Source organism: Ruminococcus sp. AF31-8BH (genome assembly GCF_003460605.1).
Lineage (GTDB): Bacteria > Bacillota > Clostridia > Lachnospirales > Lachnospiraceae > Blautia_A > Blautia_A acetigignens.
This window is the reverse complement of the sequence record NZ_QTVN01000016.1, coordinates 37,479-56,282: the sequence shown is the minus strand read 5'-3', so window position 1 is coordinate 56,282 and position 18,804 is coordinate 37,479. Positions and strand designations below refer to the sequence as shown.

The 18,804-nt window shown below is 35.1% G+C and carries 24 protein-coding genes; 6 read left to right on the top strand and 18 right to left on the bottom strand.

The features are described 5' to 3' along the window. Positions 1-2 precede the first annotated feature (2 nt). From DWZ38_RS22340 to DWZ38_RS17415, 3 genes are all read right to left on the bottom strand, one after another. On the bottom strand, positions 3-2,375 hold the full coding sequence (locus tag DWZ38_RS22340; RefSeq protein WP_178105366.1) for a hypothetical protein: 2,373 nt from the start codon (positions 2,373-2,375) through the stop codon (positions 3-5). Positions 2,376-2,446: 71 nt separating this feature from the next. Continuing rightward, positions 2,447-2,830 carry a hypothetical protein gene (locus DWZ38_RS17420; RefSeq protein ID WP_243000343.1) on the bottom strand — a complete coding sequence of 128 codons (384 nt, stop codon included), beginning with the start codon at positions 2,828-2,830 and terminating at the stop codon, positions 2,447-2,449. A 244-nt stretch (positions 2,831-3,074) separates the two neighbouring features. Beyond that, on the bottom strand, positions 3,075-3,575 hold the full coding sequence (locus DWZ38_RS17415) for a hypothetical protein (protein WP_117854355.1): 501 nt from the start codon (positions 3,573-3,575) through the stop codon (positions 3,075-3,077). Positions 3,576-3,752: 177 nt separating this feature from the next. On the opposite strand from DWZ38_RS17415, the gene DWZ38_RS17410 reads away from it, so the two are divergent. After that, a complete protein-coding gene (locus DWZ38_RS17410) occupies positions 3,753-3,998 on the top strand; it encodes a helix-turn-helix transcriptional regulator (RefSeq protein ID WP_117854354.1) in 246 nt (81 codons plus the stop codon). Positions 3,999-4,173: 175 nt separating this feature from the next. Here DWZ38_RS17410 and DWZ38_RS17405 read toward each other — a convergent pair whose 3' ends face one another. The 9 genes from DWZ38_RS17405 to DWZ38_RS17370 all read right to left on the bottom strand — a co-directional run bounded on the left by DWZ38_RS17405 (position 4,174) and on the right by DWZ38_RS17370 (position 9,375). Then, positions 4,174-4,395 (bottom strand): hypothetical protein, encoded by a 222-nt coding sequence (locus DWZ38_RS17405; protein WP_117854353.1) that lies wholly within the window; start codon positions 4,393-4,395, stop codon positions 4,174-4,176. 276 nt (positions 4,396-4,671) lie between these two features. Then, a complete protein-coding gene (locus DWZ38_RS17400; RefSeq protein ID WP_117854352.1) occupies positions 4,672-4,854 on the bottom strand; it encodes a helix-turn-helix domain-containing protein in 183 nt (60 codons plus the stop codon). A gap of 2 nt (positions 4,855-4,856) precedes the next feature. Further along, the gene (locus DWZ38_RS17395; RefSeq protein WP_117854351.1) at positions 4,857-5,291 is read right to left on the bottom strand and encodes a sigma factor-like helix-turn-helix DNA-binding protein; all 435 of its coding nucleotides are present in this window, start codon (positions 5,289-5,291) and stop codon (positions 4,857-4,859) included. Between the two features lie 410 nt (positions 5,292-5,701). Further along, positions 5,702-6,103, bottom strand: coding sequence for a hypothetical protein (locus tag DWZ38_RS17390; RefSeq protein ID WP_117854350.1), 402 nt, complete (start codon positions 6,101-6,103; stop codon positions 5,702-5,704). Between the two features lie 18 nt (positions 6,104-6,121). Next, the gene (locus tag DWZ38_RS17385) at positions 6,122-6,472 is read right to left on the bottom strand and encodes a hypothetical protein (RefSeq protein ID WP_117854349.1); all 351 of its coding nucleotides are present in this window, start codon (positions 6,470-6,472) and stop codon (positions 6,122-6,124) included. After that, positions 6,469-7,416 (bottom strand): ParM/StbA family protein, encoded by a 948-nt coding sequence (locus DWZ38_RS17380; protein ID WP_117854348.1) that lies wholly within the window; start codon positions 7,414-7,416, stop codon positions 6,469-6,471. The genes DWZ38_RS17385 and DWZ38_RS17380 overlap by 4 nt, the downstream gene beginning before the upstream one ends. A 114-nt stretch (positions 7,417-7,530) precedes the next feature. Beyond that, positions 7,531-8,094, bottom strand: a complete 564-nt coding sequence (locus DWZ38_RS17375) for a hypothetical protein (RefSeq protein ID WP_117854347.1) — start codon at positions 8,092-8,094, stop codon at positions 7,531-7,533. Next, on the bottom strand, positions 8,070-8,243 hold the full coding sequence (locus DWZ38_RS22335) for a hypothetical protein (protein ID WP_178105365.1): 174 nt from the start codon (positions 8,241-8,243) through the stop codon (positions 8,070-8,072). Before DWZ38_RS22335 ends, DWZ38_RS17375 begins: the two co-directional genes overlap by 25 nt. A gap of 439 nt (positions 8,244-8,682) precedes the next feature. Beyond that, the gene (locus DWZ38_RS17370; RefSeq protein WP_117854346.1) at positions 8,683-9,375 is read right to left on the bottom strand and encodes a hypothetical protein; all 693 of its coding nucleotides are present in this window, start codon (positions 9,373-9,375) and stop codon (positions 8,683-8,685) included. 276 nt (positions 9,376-9,651) lie between these two features. Between DWZ38_RS17370 and DWZ38_RS17365 the strand changes: the two genes are divergently transcribed. The 5 genes from DWZ38_RS17365 (at position 9,652) to DWZ38_RS17345 (ending at position 13,594) form a co-directional block, all read left to right on the top strand. Beyond that, positions 9,652-10,314: a hypothetical protein gene (locus tag DWZ38_RS17365; protein WP_117854345.1), complete on the top strand. Its 663-nt coding sequence runs from the start codon at positions 9,652-9,654 to the stop codon at positions 10,312-10,314. Continuing rightward, the gene (locus DWZ38_RS17360) at positions 10,301-10,666 is read left to right on the top strand and encodes a helix-turn-helix transcriptional regulator (RefSeq protein ID WP_117854344.1); all 366 of its coding nucleotides are present in this window, start codon (positions 10,301-10,303) and stop codon (positions 10,664-10,666) included. The genes DWZ38_RS17365 and DWZ38_RS17360 overlap by 14 nt, the downstream gene beginning before the upstream one ends. 678 nt (positions 10,667-11,344) lie before the next feature. Further along, complete coding sequence (locus DWZ38_RS17355) at positions 11,345-11,941, top strand: nucleotide-binding protein (RefSeq protein WP_226815536.1); 597 nt, start codon at positions 11,345-11,347, stop codon at positions 11,939-11,941. 85 nt (positions 11,942-12,026) lie between these two features. Next, positions 12,027-12,533 carry a transposase gene (locus DWZ38_RS17350; protein WP_243000341.1) on the top strand — a complete coding sequence of 169 codons (507 nt, stop codon included), beginning with the start codon at positions 12,027-12,029 and terminating at the stop codon, positions 12,531-12,533. Between the two features lie 158 nt (positions 12,534-12,691). Next, positions 12,692-13,594, top strand: coding sequence for a hypothetical protein (locus tag DWZ38_RS17345; RefSeq protein WP_177387976.1), 903 nt, complete (start codon positions 12,692-12,694; stop codon positions 13,592-13,594). Between the two features lie 144 nt (positions 13,595-13,738). Here the strand turns inward: DWZ38_RS17345 and DWZ38_RS17340 are convergent, their stop codons facing one another. The 6 genes from DWZ38_RS17340 to DWZ38_RS22940 all read right to left on the bottom strand — a co-directional run bounded on the left by DWZ38_RS17340 (position 13,739) and on the right by DWZ38_RS22940 (position 18,295). Beyond that, positions 13,739-14,689, bottom strand: coding sequence for a P-loop NTPase fold protein (locus tag DWZ38_RS17340; protein ID WP_117854341.1), 951 nt, complete (start codon positions 14,687-14,689; stop codon positions 13,739-13,741). Beyond that, positions 14,671-15,108 (bottom strand): P-loop NTPase fold protein, encoded by a 438-nt coding sequence (locus tag DWZ38_RS17335; RefSeq protein ID WP_178105364.1) that lies wholly within the window; start codon positions 15,106-15,108, stop codon positions 14,671-14,673. Before DWZ38_RS17335 ends, DWZ38_RS17340 begins: the two co-directional genes overlap by 19 nt. Before the next feature lie 50 nt (positions 15,109-15,158). After that, positions 15,159-16,022, bottom strand: a complete 864-nt coding sequence (locus tag DWZ38_RS17330; RefSeq protein WP_117854339.1) for an HNH endonuclease signature motif containing protein — start codon at positions 16,020-16,022, stop codon at positions 15,159-15,161. Beyond that, positions 16,022-17,515 carry an AAA family ATPase gene (locus DWZ38_RS17325; RefSeq protein ID WP_178105363.1) on the bottom strand — a complete coding sequence of 498 codons (1,494 nt, stop codon included), beginning with the start codon at positions 17,513-17,515 and terminating at the stop codon, positions 16,022-16,024. Before DWZ38_RS17325 ends, DWZ38_RS17330 begins: the two co-directional genes overlap by 1 nt. A gap of 247 nt (positions 17,516-17,762) precedes the next feature. Further along, positions 17,763-17,927: a hypothetical protein gene (locus DWZ38_RS22945; protein ID WP_243000339.1), complete on the bottom strand. Its 165-nt coding sequence runs from the start codon at positions 17,925-17,927 to the stop codon at positions 17,763-17,765. 83 nt (positions 17,928-18,010) lie between these two features. After that, positions 18,011-18,295, bottom strand: coding sequence for a hypothetical protein (locus tag DWZ38_RS22940; protein WP_243000337.1), 285 nt, complete (start codon positions 18,293-18,295; stop codon positions 18,011-18,013). Positions 18,296-18,804: the final 509 nt, after the last annotated feature.

The following is an 18,804-nucleotide window of genomic DNA, read 5'->3' as shown; positions in this document are numbered from 1 at the left end:
GCTTAAATCTCCCACTTTCCAGTATCTCTGGCACCCTGTTTCTGTTCTCTTAACTTACTTCTTGATTTCGGAATTTCCCGAATTCTATGAGGATTGCGTAGCAGTTCCATATTCATAGGCATTTGTGCATCCTCCGTCTGGATTTCTTCCATACCATTTATTTCCTCTGAAAGTGTAAAGCTGTCATTTGCCTCTTCGATTGGATCCAGATTATCCTGTTCCAGATATTCGTCCGGTTCCTGAACAAAACTATCTTCAGAATCATTTACTCCAGTAAAACTGTCTATCTCAGAATTTCCAGTTGTAGAGTAATTCGCGAAGCCACCGGCTTCTGCTTCCTGTGCAAAAGGCTCTCCCATGTTTGTAAGCTGGTTCTCACTTTCTATATTCCCAGAAATACCAGAATTCGAATATATAGGCGTTTCCATTTGGGGAACATCCGACATGTTACCAGAAACTTTTCCTGCCTCTTCCGAAAAACTATTCGCGCCATTTACATCCATTTCTGGATTTGTATGAACACTCTCATTTCCAGACACAGCGTCCAGGATTCCCAAATCCGCACTGGAATCAAAAGAAGCTCCGTTTTCACCTGCAACATTTTCATCTGAACCTGAATACCTGTCATTTAAGCTACCAGATACATCCGATTCAAAACCACTGGCAGAATAAGATAGTTCACCTTTTTCTTCTGAAGATGTATTTCTGTCCGCCTCCTGGCTCTTGTTACCAATGCCACCTCCAAAATCCGTTTCCATTGCATAATCCGAAGGCCCCATGCCTGTCTCCGAAGCCGGATATTCACCCAGTTCTGCCATAATGCCATTATCACTGTTAAATGCAGATGCTCCTTCAAATGGTTGCTCTCCAAAAGACATAGGATCACTCCGGGCTGTGGTTTTTCCATCCGGGAAATTAGGTTCTCCTGGATTCTCCATTTCACCCAGACTACTTCCACTTGATAGTGCTTCAGAGAATCCATCTTCCATAGTTTCGTTTGTAGTAACACCTTCTGAAGAAACCGCCTCTGTTCCTGAAGCTTTCTGGTATTCCGGTAAACTTCCCGCATTCAGATCCATTACAGTCCCTTCTGATTCTACAAAATCATCGGATTCCATCACAGGCTCAATTTCACTCGAAGATGTTGCCTCATTTTCAATTGTCCCAGAAGCATAAGATGTACCAGAAGTCTCCGTTCCATTTGCACGAATTCCCAGCTCATCAAGTACATTTGCTGAAGCGGTATTTGAAGCATTCATACTCTTGGTATCTCCAGCCGCAGTTTCATGCTTTTCTGGATATTCCGTATCAAAATCACCACTTTGAAACAAAGATTCAATATCCACTTCACTTCCTCCAGAGGGATTCATAGGGATAGGCCCCGTAGGTTCGGTAAAGCCATTTGCGCTACCTAAGTTTCCCATATTCGTAGAGCTTCCAGTACCATTTCCGCTTCCATCTGTTCCAGAAAATGCCCTTCCTGCCTGTGAAAAAATTCGCTGTGCCGCCATGGCTGCTCCGAGTGCTCCCGTGCCTGGGGAAGGCCGTCCAAGATTCACGCCTAACGCCGCCATATAAGAATCCAGTTTGAATGTAATTTTGCAAAAGCCCACCAGACACAAAGTTGCTACAAAAAACTTCGTGAACCCATAGCTGCTTGCCATCATGTTTCCATAACCAGACAAAAACATTTTTAGGCACCAGGCATTTAAGATAATCAGAACTACCTGGCCTCCAAACATTTTCGCCCAGGATGCAAGAATATTATTAGTGGACTTTGAACCACCTGTTGCAAATGCCAATGGTGCTGTATAAGAAAACACGCCCAGAAGGACATACCGTTCCGCAATTACAAACAGCATTTTAAAATAATTCCACGCAACTACAAACTGCATAATGAGCATTAAGATTGCTATGCTGATTGTTCCAAGCCCAAGCGGTGCTGTAATCCCCTCTAAGGCAGTTACATACTCCGAAAAACTTTGCACCTTGATGTCAGTTCCAATCACCCATTGATATGGGGTTCCCGCAATTTTCAATATGTAATTAATAACAGGCTTTGAGGCAACCACAAAGAACAAGCAGATGGAAGAACGTCCAATTAACTCGATTGGTTCTTCTGCATTTATTCCAACCTTCCCGAACATGGATTTAAACAGCTGCCAGATTAGAATCATAAGCAACAGCGCAATTCCCATAGGAACAATCACGTTTTGGTACAGGCTTCCTACCACGGAAAACAGTTCTTCAAACAGGGAGAGGTTACAGGATAGTAAATCTGTAAATACATCCGTAATCAGTCCCATCATATCAATGATAAACTGAGATACCATTTCTTTGACTGCATCTACCAAAAGATCCAGCAGCCAGCTCATGTTTCATTCATATCTATTATAGATACCCTCCTTTTATGCCGGGAGAGCTCCGGCTTTTTCTTTTCTTCAGATCATCCCGTAAACATGCTCTGTGGAATAATCTTTTCCAGATACGTTACAATCGCACCCAATGTCATAAGTGCCGCCCAACAGATAACAATCCTTTTTAACCAGGATCTGGATTCATCCACAGTTCGTCCCGATTTGCTAAAATTCATTAGAAAAAGGCATACTGCCGCACAAACCACAGCTGCCACAGTTGCAATGCCAGCTACGTCTGTATAAACCGTCTGCATTGCATTTTTCGCAGTTGCAAAAATGTCATCCGCATACACGGGTACTACGGTCATAAGAAGTACACCTATAGCGCAGTATGCAATTGGAAGCGCTTTCACAAGCCAATTTTTCTTACTAAAACGTGCAGCAATTTCATCTTTTACTTTCTGTTTTTCCATAGACTTCCTCCCTTCAACTAAGCTCCGGAAGATCTGCTTCTTACAAGGTCCTTCTGTGCAATCCGGGCGAAAAAAAGACAACCACTTTTCTAATGGCTGTCTTTTCATACTTTCATAAAGTTCCTGGCTCTCTCATGCACCAGGTTCCGCATGCACAGAACTTTATGGTATTATTCTATACATTACAAAATCATATGTCAATTTCATAATAGTCGCATTATTAACTCATTCTGATAGCAAGCTGTTAATCCTGGTTTAGTTGGCAGATTTTTTGTCTTAGCGTTTCAATCTCTTTAGAATAATCCTTCATCTTCGTCAGATTACATGATTCGAAAAAAAACTCCAAATGCACAAGAGAATCCTTTCCCTCGAATGTATACTGATCTGCCATTGTCATTGCAGAAATTAGAAAATCCGTAAGAAGTGTATCACCACATGTGCTGATCAAAAAATTACCACTATATTCCAGTTTCCCAGTATGTTTCTCTTCCTCTAATGTAAGTGTCAGATCTCCACCCTGAATTTTTGCGATTTCAGCTGCTCTCGGATAAAGGGTTCCCAGCAAGAAATCATAGCAGGCTTCACTTTTTACCATTTTGTACTGAGAACGCTCTAAGTCTGTTTTTTTCATTAATAGATCACAAGACCTATCTAAAGGCATTCCGTTTTTATCTATATGCTTTTCTTCTAATATTTCTTTCAATTCCGCTTCATTTTCTTCCCTGTAAAATACTTTTAATACCATGTTCCTCTCCGTGCACAGCTAATGTTAATTAACTGAATCTCTCTTACATGTTTTTATAACTATATCATTATTTTGCCGTTTTGACCAGTATAACGGACAATATAATTTTTACTTTTTTCATAAAATAGAAACAACACGATTGATACCTATACTGGTCAAAAAAAGGAGAATGGCTTTATGGAACAAAAACTAAGATGTGATATCAGCATCGGTCCAAATCTTCAGAAGCTCCGCCACAATTACGGAATCTCCCAAGAAAAGTTATGTGCTATGCTCCAACGAAATGGCTGTGACATTGGTCGAACCACTTACGCAAAATATGAAAATGGAGAACTCAATGTTAAGATTAGTGTTCTATTGGGATTAAAAAAGATATACAATTGTTCCTTCGATGCATTTTTTGAAGGTATAGAGACAGAATAAGCCCTGTATAACTACCGGGCTATTTTTATTTTAAACAGCATTTTAGATAAATTTCAATTAACCTACCCGTTCTTGGCGTTGATGGTATTCCACAAACATTCTCCAGATGTATTGCATACATATTTATTCACTTCCATTAAGCTATGGGTATTAATAAAATACCCATAGCATTCCCCTATGCAGCCAGTGTTACTATGCCGGCACTATCGCCATAGAAATTAATACAGTAACAAACTGCTTCAGTCTCAAATTTTACATGCTCATTCGTTTGTTCCAGGACACGCATAACTTTACTTGTAGAGTGCCATAAACCATTCTGACAGTAATGAGCTTTCTGGCCTTCTTTCAATGGCTTAAGCACAGATCCATGAAGCATCACCGTAGGCTTAAATTTCATTCGTTTTCCTCCTTCCTGATGTTTTATCAAATTGTCCACCTCCTTTTTGTATACAAAAAAAGCACAGAACAGACATTCATTTTTCAAATAAATCAATGTCTTTCTATGCTTATTTTTTGTGCATAATCTTGCTAAAAACTTGTCTCCAGGCAATAAGCCTGGACAAAATATCTGTTCCTGAATCCAGGAACAAAACAATTACACATTTATAATATCCATATATAGTAACTTTGTCAACTGTATATACAATATATTGTATTATTGCATCGTATTATATCAATATGGGAACTTCACAACACAAACGATCAAACGGTATATAAACTCCTCATACAAATCCGAATCAAACTTGCTATTCATATTGGCATATTTATATAATAGTGGATTATATAGTTCTATAATCTGAATCATTGCAGTTTCATCCATCATTTTTGCTCTGTTAAGAAGTTCCCTAAATCCCATATCTATTTTTCTCCTATATTTTTACGTAGTTTCGCAAGTGTATTGAAATAAATATCTTTTGCATGTAAATCACTGATTCCAGTCAGTTCTCCGATTTCGCGAAAAGTTTTCTTTCCGATACAGCGTAGCACTAATACTTCGATTTGAAGTGTATTTAAAGCAGAAATAGCAGAATACAGTGTTGGATCATCAATGCTGTTTAACACATCTCTTGCATGAAGAGCTTCTCCATCTTTAATTTTATAGTCTATACAGGCAACATTCTCCAGCATATGTTCTGCGTTCTCATCTTTGATGAATTCGAATTCATCCAAAGAAATCTCTGTTTTTATGATTTTATTCTGCTCTATCAAGTATTCTTTTCTGGCATTCAGTATTGCAACTTTTAAATACGCTCCGAATTTCCTCTTTAGTTCTCTTTCTGTTTTATCTGGCATTATAGCTCCTATGGTTTAATAGATTATATTAAATAATCGGAGGAGCTCTTTCCAAATCAATTTTACAATTATCGGCTCCAGCAGGATAAATCCATAAAAGATTTCTCCGGTAATTTACGAGCTTCTGGCAAGCTTTTGTATATTTGCATTTTTTTATAGTGATGTCTCCTTCCTATAATCCGCTAAATTCATAAATCAGAAAATTATTTAAATTTTTTATATACCAAGAATCGCATAATATTTCTTATATAATATTATACGATTCAAAATGGTAGCAATTTCACAATGCTTCTATATTTTCATGTATTTTTCACAATATTTGCATATGATAATTATGCATATTTTTACATATATGCACTATCTTTTAGTTTTGTATGTACAATTTGAAAGATTACATCTTGTAACAAGTTTTATATATTCTTTCTCTGAAATATGTCATTTAATTCCTCTTCGTATGTAATTGCATCTTCTATAGAAATTGTCTCAATTTTTTCAAAGTCCTTATCAATCTGGGCAGATGTCATTTCCGCTTCTTTTTCCTTTTCAATGAAATCCGTCAACTTTTCATTTGAAATACCAGTTTGAAATAAATGCCCGCATTCCGGACAGATTCTATAAGACTTCTGAATTTCACATTTACACTCCGGGCAAATTTTTATCTGCATTCTTCTCATTTCCAAATAAGCTGTATATCCGGTTAGGAAACACGTTCCTGTTAAGCAAATACCTGCAGCAGCAGGATTTTTCATAACAGCCCCGATAGTTCCAGCAATTTCAATAATGCAAATGCAACCTAATGCTTTAAATTTCATCCTATCTACACCTCTTTTTTACTCTTCTGGATGATCGAACATTCTATAATTCTTCAACATTAAGGAAACCTCCGCATCATCCGCTTCATAATTGCCATCTAAATCCACAAAATGCTGTTCTGTATCTTTCTCATCTTCTTCTGCCAATGGAAGCACCTGCTCCTTTGGCAGTTCCAAAATGGATTGCTTTTTTTTCATCACCTCTACAGATTTATTTTCCAATTTCCAGTAGGACAATACCGCTTTTACAATATAACGTGCTTTTTTTCGGCTTCCACAACAGTCATTCAGAAACTGACAGACTTTTCGATGGTCTTCATCGGTTTCGTCGAATCGGAGATTAAATCGGAATTCATTTTTCTTACTCATTTCCGCTCCTCCTTCTTTTCTGCCAGATATTGTAATCGGTATCCTTTTGCATTTGCCTTTGTATTATTGATAATGCAGTATTCGCCACCAAATCGTTTCCATACAATTTTAATAAATTCAGCAGTCAATATTGAACCGCCACCCAGAAACACTGTCTGCGTCGTATTAAAATCAATACCCAGTTCACGAAACCTGCCAAGCAGTTCCGTCACATAACCAATTGCCACTTCACGAACCCGCTCTTTCAATTCCTGTTTATAGCCAGTTCCCCTTTCCAAGATAATATTATCAATGTCCTCTTCTTCTAAAAGAATGCTATATTTTTGCCGGATAGATGCTTTTATACTGTTATATAAATGAATTACTCCATTCTCCAGCGAGTCGACATATTCCATTTCCAGACGGCCAAATCTAAGGACCATATAATCAACTGTGAAACCGCCAATATCAATCAATAAAACCTTTGGCACTACAGATAACTGTTTCTTCACTGCAAGAAGACAGTATGCGGCATAGGCCTGTATATAAACTTTTACCTCTTTGAAAACAATTCTGTATGGAATTCCCCTATAGCCAAACTCAACTATCGTGCCATTTCGGTAAAAATATTCTCTGAATTTTTTGCGCTGCTTCCCATAATGAGCTGGCGGCAATCCTACCAGAAGTTCAATTTCCTCCAAGTTCTTAGGAAGCATACCTTCATATTTTTGCTGGTAAGAGAGCTCTTTTGCGATAGCAAACAATGTTAAAATGAAATATCGTTCATCTGCGGTCTTATCCTCCATATACGAAATTCTTCTATTAGTTGTCCTATAATATTTTCCTTCATACTCAATCACTTCTTCCAATTCCCCTGGCAGTGTATCTAAAATTTCTACTCCAGAATTGAATTCACAGTTTTCTGTTTTCATCTGCTTATTACCGGTATCAACTGAAATAATCATTTGTTTTTTCTCCCTTCAAAACCAAATGTAAAATTACTATACGCCTTGTATGCGTCTCTGCAATTTCACTATAGTGATTTTGGAAAATCTGTGTCAATAGGATTTCTGAAATAGTTATTTTTCTTCATAATCTTTGCATATCAGTTTTAATATGCGCTCGCTTTCCCCTTCATAGCCCCATAATATGCTTCCAACAGCTTCAAAAGCCTGTTCTCTCCAACGGAAGTATGTAGTTCTATGGATTCTGGTATATTGCGGAAAATGAGGCTCCAATTTATCTAATATTTCTTCTACATTTTCCAGTTTTGTTGAGGATAGATAGCTGTAATAGAGCACCCAATAGTATCGCTCGCCTTGCGGATGATACCTTCGCATAAGATCGACTGCTTCATCAATTAAACGTAGATACTGGTTTGATCGGCTGATTGCCTCTACCCGTTCTTTCTCGGATGCTAAATCTCTTTCCACATCCATTCCAGCCTGATAAATGGTGTCTAAGAATTCATCCACATCTGTGCCATACTCCATATGGAATCTTCTTTTTACCTGGCTGATTTTAATTTGCATTTGCCAGTTTACCACCCGGTATATCTTAAATAACTTTATTACATCATGATATGCGGTATTATCTTCCCCCTTATACTCCTTTGAAATTACTCCTGATCTTCCCCTTGCCACAGCTTTGTCTCATCCTTTCTTTTTTCATTTAGTTTTCTAAATGCCTCATCCATCTCATCGTCCATTTTTCCAGCTCTAACAAGGCAGCAATACATTAGTACAATAACCACTGCCAGCAAGGCCAAGAAAAAGAGCCAAAAATGCCACATTTTCGCTTCCTCCGTTTCTGAATTATAGAGTGGTACTATACTCTCCTATTATAAATAATGGAAAAAATTGTCGAAATGTGTAAAAAAATAAAAAAAATTGGGATTTATTTAAGATTTTTTCAATAGAAAAAGAAATTATTATAAGACACTATTGAGATTTCAATTTTATCACAAAAGTTTACTGCGCCATATAAATATAATCACAACAAAGCCAATGCTAAACTTATATCAACATTGCCGAATAGATTTATTTTTCATTTTGCGCAAAAATACGATAAACTATACCATTTACGCAATGCTCATTTTATATATCAGCATAAGATATCCTTGATTTTACTAATATTTCAAGCACTGCAAAGTAAACTTCGGTGAAGTCAGTACATACTCAGTTGCTTTGCAACTTATTTGTGAATAGCCTTTCATGTTCAGAGCAATTCTATCAGACAAAGAAATCCTTCATAAACGCATTCTCTTCACTAAAATTTTGAATCAGCACACTTGACAGATTTTCTAACAAATGCAATGGCTCCTTTTTTTTGTTTAATTCCGGATTTAATCTTTCAATTAAATATGCTTCCATTTCGCTCAAATACCTTTCAGCTCTACTATAAGGCGAAATAAATTCAAGTGGCACATATTCCTTGTCATCACTTAGAAACATAACCGTTCCAAAATATACTCGCTTATTGTAACCATTATAAATGGGATTATGTAATTTTAATGCTGCCAAATGACCATTAGAAAATCGACTTTTTTTAGAATCCGTCTTTCCTATATATACCAGTTTTTCTTCATGTTCATTATAAATAGTAATAAAATAAATATTATAGCAGCCAAATGGAGGTTCACCTATTTCTTGTAACACCCACCACTTTTCTTCCCTATCTAAATCATATCCGTTTTCTTCATCGATACCTGTTAATAAACAGACTTGCTCTATATATTCATGATGTTCATTCCAAGACTTTTTTAAATAACCCGTATCTATAGTATTCGCTTTATACAATTCCACTGCAATATCCAAAGAAATCCAAGCTCCATATTCTAAATTGGGCAATGCATTTGAAAAAAAATTATTTGGTGTTATACTTTCATTTCCTTTTATCCATGGTTTCAGCGGTTGATTTTTCATATTTTCTAATTCCTGTTATCTCACAATTTTTACTCTACTAATATTATATATCTTCCAACTTATTTCAGCAATCCATTTTTAAACCATGGATATATTTCCTAAAATAAAATTGTGTATTCTCTTTCCTCTTTAGTATGCTTAGATTTTCTGTTATAATAAATACACCGAATTATTCCTTCGCATGACCTAATTTTAAAGGCCTTAAATTCAAAAATAGGAGGTGTTTATAAGTAGAGGATAAACGGAATATTCAAAAAAGAGGTGATTATTATTTCAGTGAGTATAAAAAAACCGGATGGCATACAAATAGAATTAGATTCGACCAAGATTGTTGATGCCATCAGCAAATCAATCATTCGTGAAGAAGAAAAGAAGAATGAGAAAAAGTTGCGTAATTTTGCAATATTAGCTACTGGAAATGTACGGGCTAGTCGGTATATAAAAGAGCCAAAAATAAACATGTCGAAACTATTCTCTGGTATTTTCACCAGTATATGTTTCTGCAATTTTTTACAAGATTACAATGAGCGCAATATTTCTGTTACCTACATTCCAACGACAGATTACGAAAAAACAATAGTAGTTACGGCAGATTTTGTTGATACTACTATATTCGGTATGCCTGTTACAGTAAAACGTTCAACACAATTTGGTTTATTCTATGATTATTTTCAATATGATTTGAACATAGAGGAACTCTACCACGAATACGAAAGACTACTGCAGCGCAGAAAAGAACTGCGTGAATTAAGAAAATTGAAAATAAAACGTGTCAGTGAGATGATACGAGCTGCATGGTTGAACAGAAATACAAATGTAGGGAGAAGTAATACGGGCAGTGTAACTGATTCGATGCTTCTTTCACTTCCTACTCCTCCGACTTCTACTGCTATTTTTAGCAGTCTGGAGTCCGGGGGTGTTGTGAGTGTTATCGGATGATGAGCTGAAAAGATACCGTGAACTACTTAACGCCCAGAATGATAGTACATATTTCAAAAAAGAAATCGGTGCTAATCTAAAAAATGCGAGGGCTAACACCCCGCTAACCCAAGAAGATGTCGCTGAAATCTTTGACTGCGATCCAAGAAAAATTCGGCGTTATGAAAATGGAGAAGTCATGTGTTCATTAACACAGCTTATTAGCTTCTGTAAGGTTTACAAATGTACGTTGGAAGATTTGATGCCAGCAGAGACTATTTCTTATGTAAGCAGTTTAGCTGGAATGGACACAGAAATGCTGAAATCAATGATGAATGTTTTTAGAAAAACTGTTGGGCTAAAAACTGCGTAAGTAATTACCTATAGTCAGTGGTTGTGCCATTCATGGTATTATCTTCCAAGAGATAAATATTCACTTTCTGTATCCTTACGATATCTTGAGGTACTGTGATTTAAACTGAAAATATATAAGTAACCATACTATGCACAAGCTTAACAAAGAGAAAGAAATCACCCCAAAAGCAAAATCATATTAAGAAAAACTGAAAATATTTTTGAAAAATCGGACATGCCGTGTCCTAGGTAAACAGATAACTACTTCACGGTATGTCTGTTTTTTATTATTTTGGAGCTTGTTAAGCGATGAAATACCCGAAAAAAGCAGGTAAAGAATGAAAATTTAATTACCATGCCATGTCCTGTTAAGGCACATAATTTTGAATTATTATAAGCTTGCCTCAAGGGAACAAGGACATGAGATATCACAATGCCACACACTCTCTAAAAGATGCATTATAACATGCCCTGCCTTGAAGACTAATAATATCTCAAAGTCGGATGCATACGACAGTGGAAGTTTATAACAATTCAGCACTTAGACAGTAAATTACATGATAACAGCAAGTCTGATGAGCGGATTGTGTAGACACCCCTTGTCTGTGTGTTTTTTTCTTATCCAGACTAAAAATCTAAGCCAATGGGTGTCCAATCATAACGACCGCTGTGTATGCTTCCCAGAAAGGACACGAAAATGGATAATAACATAACTATTCAGAACACCATATCAATTGGCATTGAAATCCCCCCTGAAACGTTTATAAATGAAAAAACGATAAACGTTCAAAACTTGATTATTGAATCTAGTAGCACCAATAATGGCACAATTTGTATTCCTGATAATGTTTCTAATAATATTGTTGTTCCAAGTAAAAAGAAAAAAATTTTTATTGTTCATGGGCACGATAATGAAGTAAAGCTTGAAGTTGCCCGCTTCATAGAAAAAATTGGACTTGAGCCTATAATTTTGCACGAACAAGTAAACAGTGGAATGACAGTTATAGAGAAAATTGAAAAATACTCAGATGTAGAATTTGGAATTGTTTTATATACCCCTTGCGACTTGGGATATGTAAAAGGGAAGAAGAAAGAAAAAAAGGCCAGGGCAAGACAAAATGTTGTATTTGAACATGGTTACTTAATTGGTAAATTAGGTAGAAATAATGTGTGTGCATTAGTCAAAGGTGATATTGAATTACCAAATGATATTTCTGGCATTGTTTATATTCAATTAGATAGTAATGGCAGCTGGAAAATTCCTTTAGCAAAAGAACTAAAGCTATGTATTTAAAACCTCTCAAAAGAAGGAATTTGTCCATGGCCATGATATTACCGTTTATAATTATGGAGCGGATCACCAGGAATGTCTTGCCCATGTGCTGCGTTACCTAAAGGACAGTATAGATAATGAGCTTGACCGCACTTGGAACAAAGAGATACGTTCGCTGTTACAGGATATGATTCATTTCTGCAACGGATGCCAGCCATTTCTGGAACCAGATCCGGTAAAGATCTCTGAATTAGAAAAAAGGTACCGGGAGGTACTGGAAACAGTCAGAACGGAATACGGAAACGTTCCAGCAAACAAGTATTACAGGGATGGGTATAACTTATTTCTGAGAATGGAGAAATATATGCAGAACAATCTGATGTTCCTGCATGATTCCCGTGTACCTGCCACTAATAATGAAGCCGAAAGGCGTCTAAGAAGCTATAAGCGGAAACAGGCGCAGGCTGTAACATTCAGGAGTTTCGAAAGTATCGATTATCTCTGTCAATGCATGAGCATGTTTGTTTTGATGCGGCTGGGAGAACCAGCGAATAATTGGACAGAGTGTCCGGGATATTCAGATAAGAAAACTGATGGCTTTGACAATTATTAGTCTGCACCTTCGTTTTTCTCAAGTCCAGCTAACTTCTGAGCAGTAACTGACCGATATTTTTTGACATAATTAGAGTTTAAGCTTTATTGTAAATCCGCTTCCATTATGATAATATAATATTAGAAAATATAACTTTGAAAAAGATCCAGTTACTTAACTTGAAAGAAGGTGCCGAAATAAACTTTTCAGCCAATACTCAAAATCATACAAATGAGGAATCTGATCACTATATGAAACAAACTGTAAAAGCCAGTGTTTTTGAAGATTTATTTTCAAATAAGGAATATCTGCTGCAACTTTACCAGGCTTTGCATCCTGAAGATACTACCGTCTTGGAATCAGATCTGGAATATGTCACTCTCCAACAGGTAATGGCCAATAACCCATATAATGATCTTGGATTTAAAGTTGGTTCCCGCTTAATGATTCTCGTAGAAGCACAGTCAACCTGGACAGAAAATATTATTGTCAGATGTATTATGTATCTGGCTCAGACCTGGAAAGATTATTTTATTTCTTCCAAACAAAGCGTTTACGCTTCGACGAAATTGGAATTTCCAGAACCAGAATTATATGTTCTATATACTGGTTCCAAAACAATTAGCAAAACCGAAATTTCTCTTTCTGAAGAATTTTTTGCTGGAAAACCAATTGCAATTGATGCAAAGGTAAAGGTTCTAATAACCGGTAAAAACAACGATATTATTACCCAATACGTTTTATTTACCAAGGTCATTGATGAACAAAGAAACCTGTATAAAAATAATACGCAAACAGCTATTACAGAAACTATTCGTATTTGTAAGGATAAAAATATTTTAAAAGAATATCTTGAAAATCACGAAAAGGAGGTCATTGATATTATGGTAACCTTATATAGTCAGGAAGAAGTTTTACGTGATTATGTTACAAGTGAAAAATTCACCTCAGAGGTAAAAGGCATCGTCGAACTTTCACAGGAACTTGGCCGTTCCTTCGCAGACACAGTTTCCTATGTTGCAAAAAAATGCAACGTTTCCAAAGACATTGCGGAACGGAAAGTGAATTCTTTTTGGAATTGAGATTGAATGAGTTGAATTCTCCTTGGTCCCTGGAAGCTTATAACCTAGCTGAAAAGTAACCAATAAATCGACACCGAGCAGGAGGCTAATCATTAATTGATTAGCCCCTCTGGTCTACATATAATTTATCTGATACTTATACCTTTATATTTCGTAATTCGCATATTGAGATAACATACTTGCTGCCACCAGAACAAATTTTCTTGAATCAGCATCAAATTCACATTTACCTATTGTTTTTTGGTAATCATTGCCAGAATATTTATTTACAAATATAGCATTATAAATCTCAAGAATTTTTTCTTCTGGTGTAATCAATTTCTTTTTTTCTATTTGAGAAAAAGATTCATCCTCTTTTAAGAAACGACAAAGTAGTCCAGTACTAAATTCTTTAGTGTTTAATATATCAACCATAGGTTTTCCACTTTTTCCAGAAATAAACTGTTCATACATTGATATATCTACCATTTTCAATCCTATAATAATTGGAACTATACAAGATAACATAAATTGTCTAGCTTCTCCATCTGGAAATATACAATTCCATTTTTCATCATCATGTGTAGGAACATAGGCCGCAGTTCGTACCTGCCGATAAAAACGAGTTATTTCTCTTAATTGCATATTATAAACATCAATAATACGTCTAGAAATTATTTCTAAATAGTACCTTCCATTTAACTCTATATTCATGTAAAATTTCTTTTTGTCAACCGGAGGCAAGTTAATTCTTAAATAAAAGAATCGATCTAAATATCTACACGCATCAAATGAATCTCCATAATAATTTTTTATTGTATGCTGCAATTCCTCTGTGTTAATTGATAATACGTATGTAATTCTCTCATCGTGCATGTAATGTTTTATTTGTTCTAATAATCGAACTGTAAAACTGGGTTTACATCTATCCAATTCATCAATAAAAACTACTAATCGATTTCCACGCTCATTCAATGCTTCTGAAAAAAAATCTTTCAATTTTTCTTCTAACGCCTTTTGTTCTTTGAATTTTGAGAGTGGATTATCGCTCTTCAAATTTTCTATAATTCCCTTAAGATTTTTTCCACTAAAAACATCTAAAACTGCACCGCCCAATTTAAAAAATCTGTATCAGGATCAAATGTATAGGTCATCCCCAACTGCTTCGCGATTTCATATACAAGTGACACAATAGGATCTGTATCATTATCATTTTCCCATGCATCATAATATATAGCAAGATTACAATCATCATAATTATCACTTTCAGTCAAGAATAATTTTGATAGTATCTTCTCTCTTTTTTCTTTTTCAATTATACTTACAGGGTTTTTTGCATTAATCACCATCGTAGATTGTTTTATAAAAAATGTTTTTCCGCTTCCCCATTTTCCATCTACCGCAATAGTACTTGCTCCCTTCTGCGCAAGCAACAGATTATAAAAATATGATAATTGCTGATTTCGCCCCAGCAGATCCGCTTCCAATGTTTTTATTAAATTTTCCTCTGTTGGCAGTATCTCAAAATTTTCCATTTTATCTTTCCTCATCTGAATTTTATTTCTTCCCTTACAAATAGCTGAAATTAGTCCTTTCCTTTACATATTTCTGGCAAATATTCATTCCAGTACCACTCACTATCAATAATTGATTGATATAACGCAGTTTTCCATGAATTAAGTGAAATGGATTTTTCATCTTTAATCAAATCTTGTAAAACTTCAACAGCTAGTTCCTTTTTTCCTTTTTGAAAACATTCTTTTAATCTTGTTTCCCGACTGCAATACTCTTCTGCTGCATGCAATTTATATATATTATTCAAGCAAAATCCTTGTTCAGAAAACGAATGACTTATTCGCTGTCTTTTCTCTTCAGATATATCAATTGGTGGATCTGCATAAAATTGAAATGAAACCGGTTCCATTTCTATAAGTTTTGCCTTCAGCCACACACAGTCATCAAAATTATCATAATATGGATGAAATGGCTCTTCTACACGATTATGAAATGTTGAATCTAACTTTCCAGTATTACAATCTGAACAAGCTGGAATAAGATTATAAGGTGTAACAGTGTAAGCAACATACTTTGATTTTGGCAAAAAATGATCCACTGTTTTTACTAAATTTTGTTGACAATAAGGACATTTTCCATAGGGTGCCAAAGCTAAGATTTTATCATAAAATGCTCTATTCGGTTGATTTTTCGGAACAAATCTTTGCGTATATAGAGCTTCCATATCTTCTTTAGTTGCAATATTGTCAATTGTGTCATGCTCAGGTATTATATGCAATTGTCCATGCTGAGCTAATTCATCATATTCTTCTGTTTTTTTCTTTATTTTTTCCTTAACTAATGTGATTCTCTTTTTTCGAGGATTTTGCATATGAACCAAACAATTATCTATAATCGTTTCCATATCAAACTGTGGCTTTTCTAACTTTTTCATTAAGTGTTTTCCTTATCATACATATACGCTCGAAGTATTGATTTGGCTTCTTTTCCAAGTTCTCCTTGAAACTCGTTGAGAGCTTTTTCATATGAGTTTTTCCTATTAGCAACATTCTTTAGAATTGTATGAAATCCAGTGCTTCCAACATCATAGCCAAAAATCTCTGTAGTTATTTCCCCCAGATTTTCTCCAAAAGTTTCAATTTCTGGATGTTCAAATTTTCGATACTTCCCATGTCCCCTAATTTTCCATACGCATCTTCTAGGCACTTCCTGCACAATAACAGGAGAATGGGTTGCAATAATAGCAACTCCATTTCTGTAACTCATTAACTCTGATAATGCCCGAATAAAAGCTGATACAAGCGGTGGATGTAAATGCTCTTCTGGTTCATCCATGATTACAAGTGTTTTTTCCTCTACAAAATTAACCAAATTTACAACCGTTAACAAAATAATTTTATGTCCTGAACTCAACTTTGAAAACTGATTATTAATAATTTCGCGAAAGAAATTCTTTTCAATATTATTTTTTTCTTCTATTGACTTTTCTGTTGCAAGTATCATTTTCTCTAACTTACTTTTTTCTTGAGATATCCAAGATCCTATATCTAATTCTTTAAACGTCGAATCTGTTTCTAGGATTTTAACAGAGCGTTTCCATAATTCATTTTTGGTAATGCTTTTAATCACATTCCAGTAGCTTTCAAAAAACATATCTGGCAATTGATCATATTTTACATTTCGCTTCCGAATATCATTTTCATAACGTACATCTATCAATCCAATATACTTATAAAATATCATTTTGTCAAAGACATCAACTTCAGTAATGGGATCATCAAACATACTAAAAGAAATATTAACAATATTTGAAAAGTTTCCTCCCCAGCCAGTAATGAATTCTCCATATGTATGCAAATCATTATTACATAATAAAGTTTTAAGCATTTTTTTTATAATTGTAGTTTTCCCTATTCCATTTTTTCCTATAAGGACATAAATATTACTTGGTGGGGTATTATTCTCTCCCTCCACATAAAAATCTAGCTCTAAATTTTCGCCAGTAGTAATGTCTTTATCAGGCAAAATGTATTTAAAATCATAATCTGTCAGGACAGCGCCACCATCCGCAATTCTATGAAACTGTTCTTTGACTGCATAATATGAAAAGTCTCTCATAAGAGAGCGCTGAGTAACGCGTTCCTCGCGAACAGTCTCCAATAACTTCAAATCATACGCTATATCATGCAATGCTATTAGAATTTCTACACGTGGAATTCCTTCTCTTTTAAGATTTTTATAATATTCCAAACTTACACCAAGTGAAAAATAATCTGTAGGTAATGTTTCAAATTCGTCTGGAATATCTGGGCGATCTTCTGTTTGTCCAATCCTACCAATTCGTACTCCACCAATATGTTGATTTTTATAATACATTTGGTACATAGTTCGATATTCAAAATAATCGTTCCAATTATCATTTGTCAAATAAACGATTTCTGAATTGGTCATCACACAATTTCTACTTACAATGTTAAACTTCATATGTGTTCTTTATTCACTCCCCACTATTATTTTGTAATAAATTCTAACTAATTTTCTTCTACTCGCAGAATTTTCTGATATTTCGCCAAGCCATGTCAAATAAATAAAGTGGCGAGATGCTCACTGTAACATCCCGCCAGGCTCCTACTCTGTAAAATATAATTTGTTTGCTTAGGTCATGTTTAATCTTTTATACTGATAGCAATTCAGCATTTTTTATAGTATCTTCAATCTGTTTTTCATCCATTCCTGCAACATTAGCAATCTGAGCGATTGTATAGCCTTTATCGCACATTTTCATAATCATTTCTCGTTTACCAATTTCAATTCCAGTTTCTTTAATTTTCTGACTCAAATTACATATGGCACTCACATCCTCTCTGAAATCTTTTTCAATCGGAATCTTATATTCATTTTCTATAATATCCAGTTTTTCATCTACAGATAGATCTGAGACAACAGAGCTCCCAGTAATTTATGTAACTCATATTTTTCTTCATGAATAGGAATATCTTCCGATAGACCAATCATTACAATATTGATCAAATCAAGTTTTCCCTTCCAGGCATGTAAATTCACAATGCTTTCTTTTACTAGATGAATATGTTCCAGACTATTTTCAGTCATATTCATACAAACCCAAATAGAATAAACGCATTTAATATCGTTATAGCTTGTCCAGGATGCTTTTCTGACCAAGTAACCTTTTCGCACTTTCATCATATTGTGCGTCTTTATCTGTCGTAAGAATTGAATTTTTAATCTCTGTGTTCAACGGTATTCTCCCTTTCTACAGTATATCAAATCTGTTCTTCGACTATATTGTTATTATACTCTAAAGTTGCAACTGTAACAATAATATTTTTCTATTTTAGCGTCCAAAAAGGACCGAACTTTACATAAATAAATGTAAAATCCGGCCCACTTCTCATGTTCTTATAACCAAACTGTACTCAAGATCTGGTGTTAAAAAATTTTTTCTAGGTTGTTTTACTGCACTGAACACTACACTGTTTTTGAGAATAAACCATGCTATTTACTACTATTTTGTGCCACTCTTAAAAGTCTCCGAGTAATCAAAAAATACCGCAAAATCAAGTGTTTTTAATCTTTTCCATCAATTATACAAAACACCGGTCAAGTATGGGCGACAGTTTCATGGTTTGCGCTGAATCCCTTAATTTATGCGGGTTTGAAGCACCTGAAATAGTAGTTTGACCCCCATTTGACCC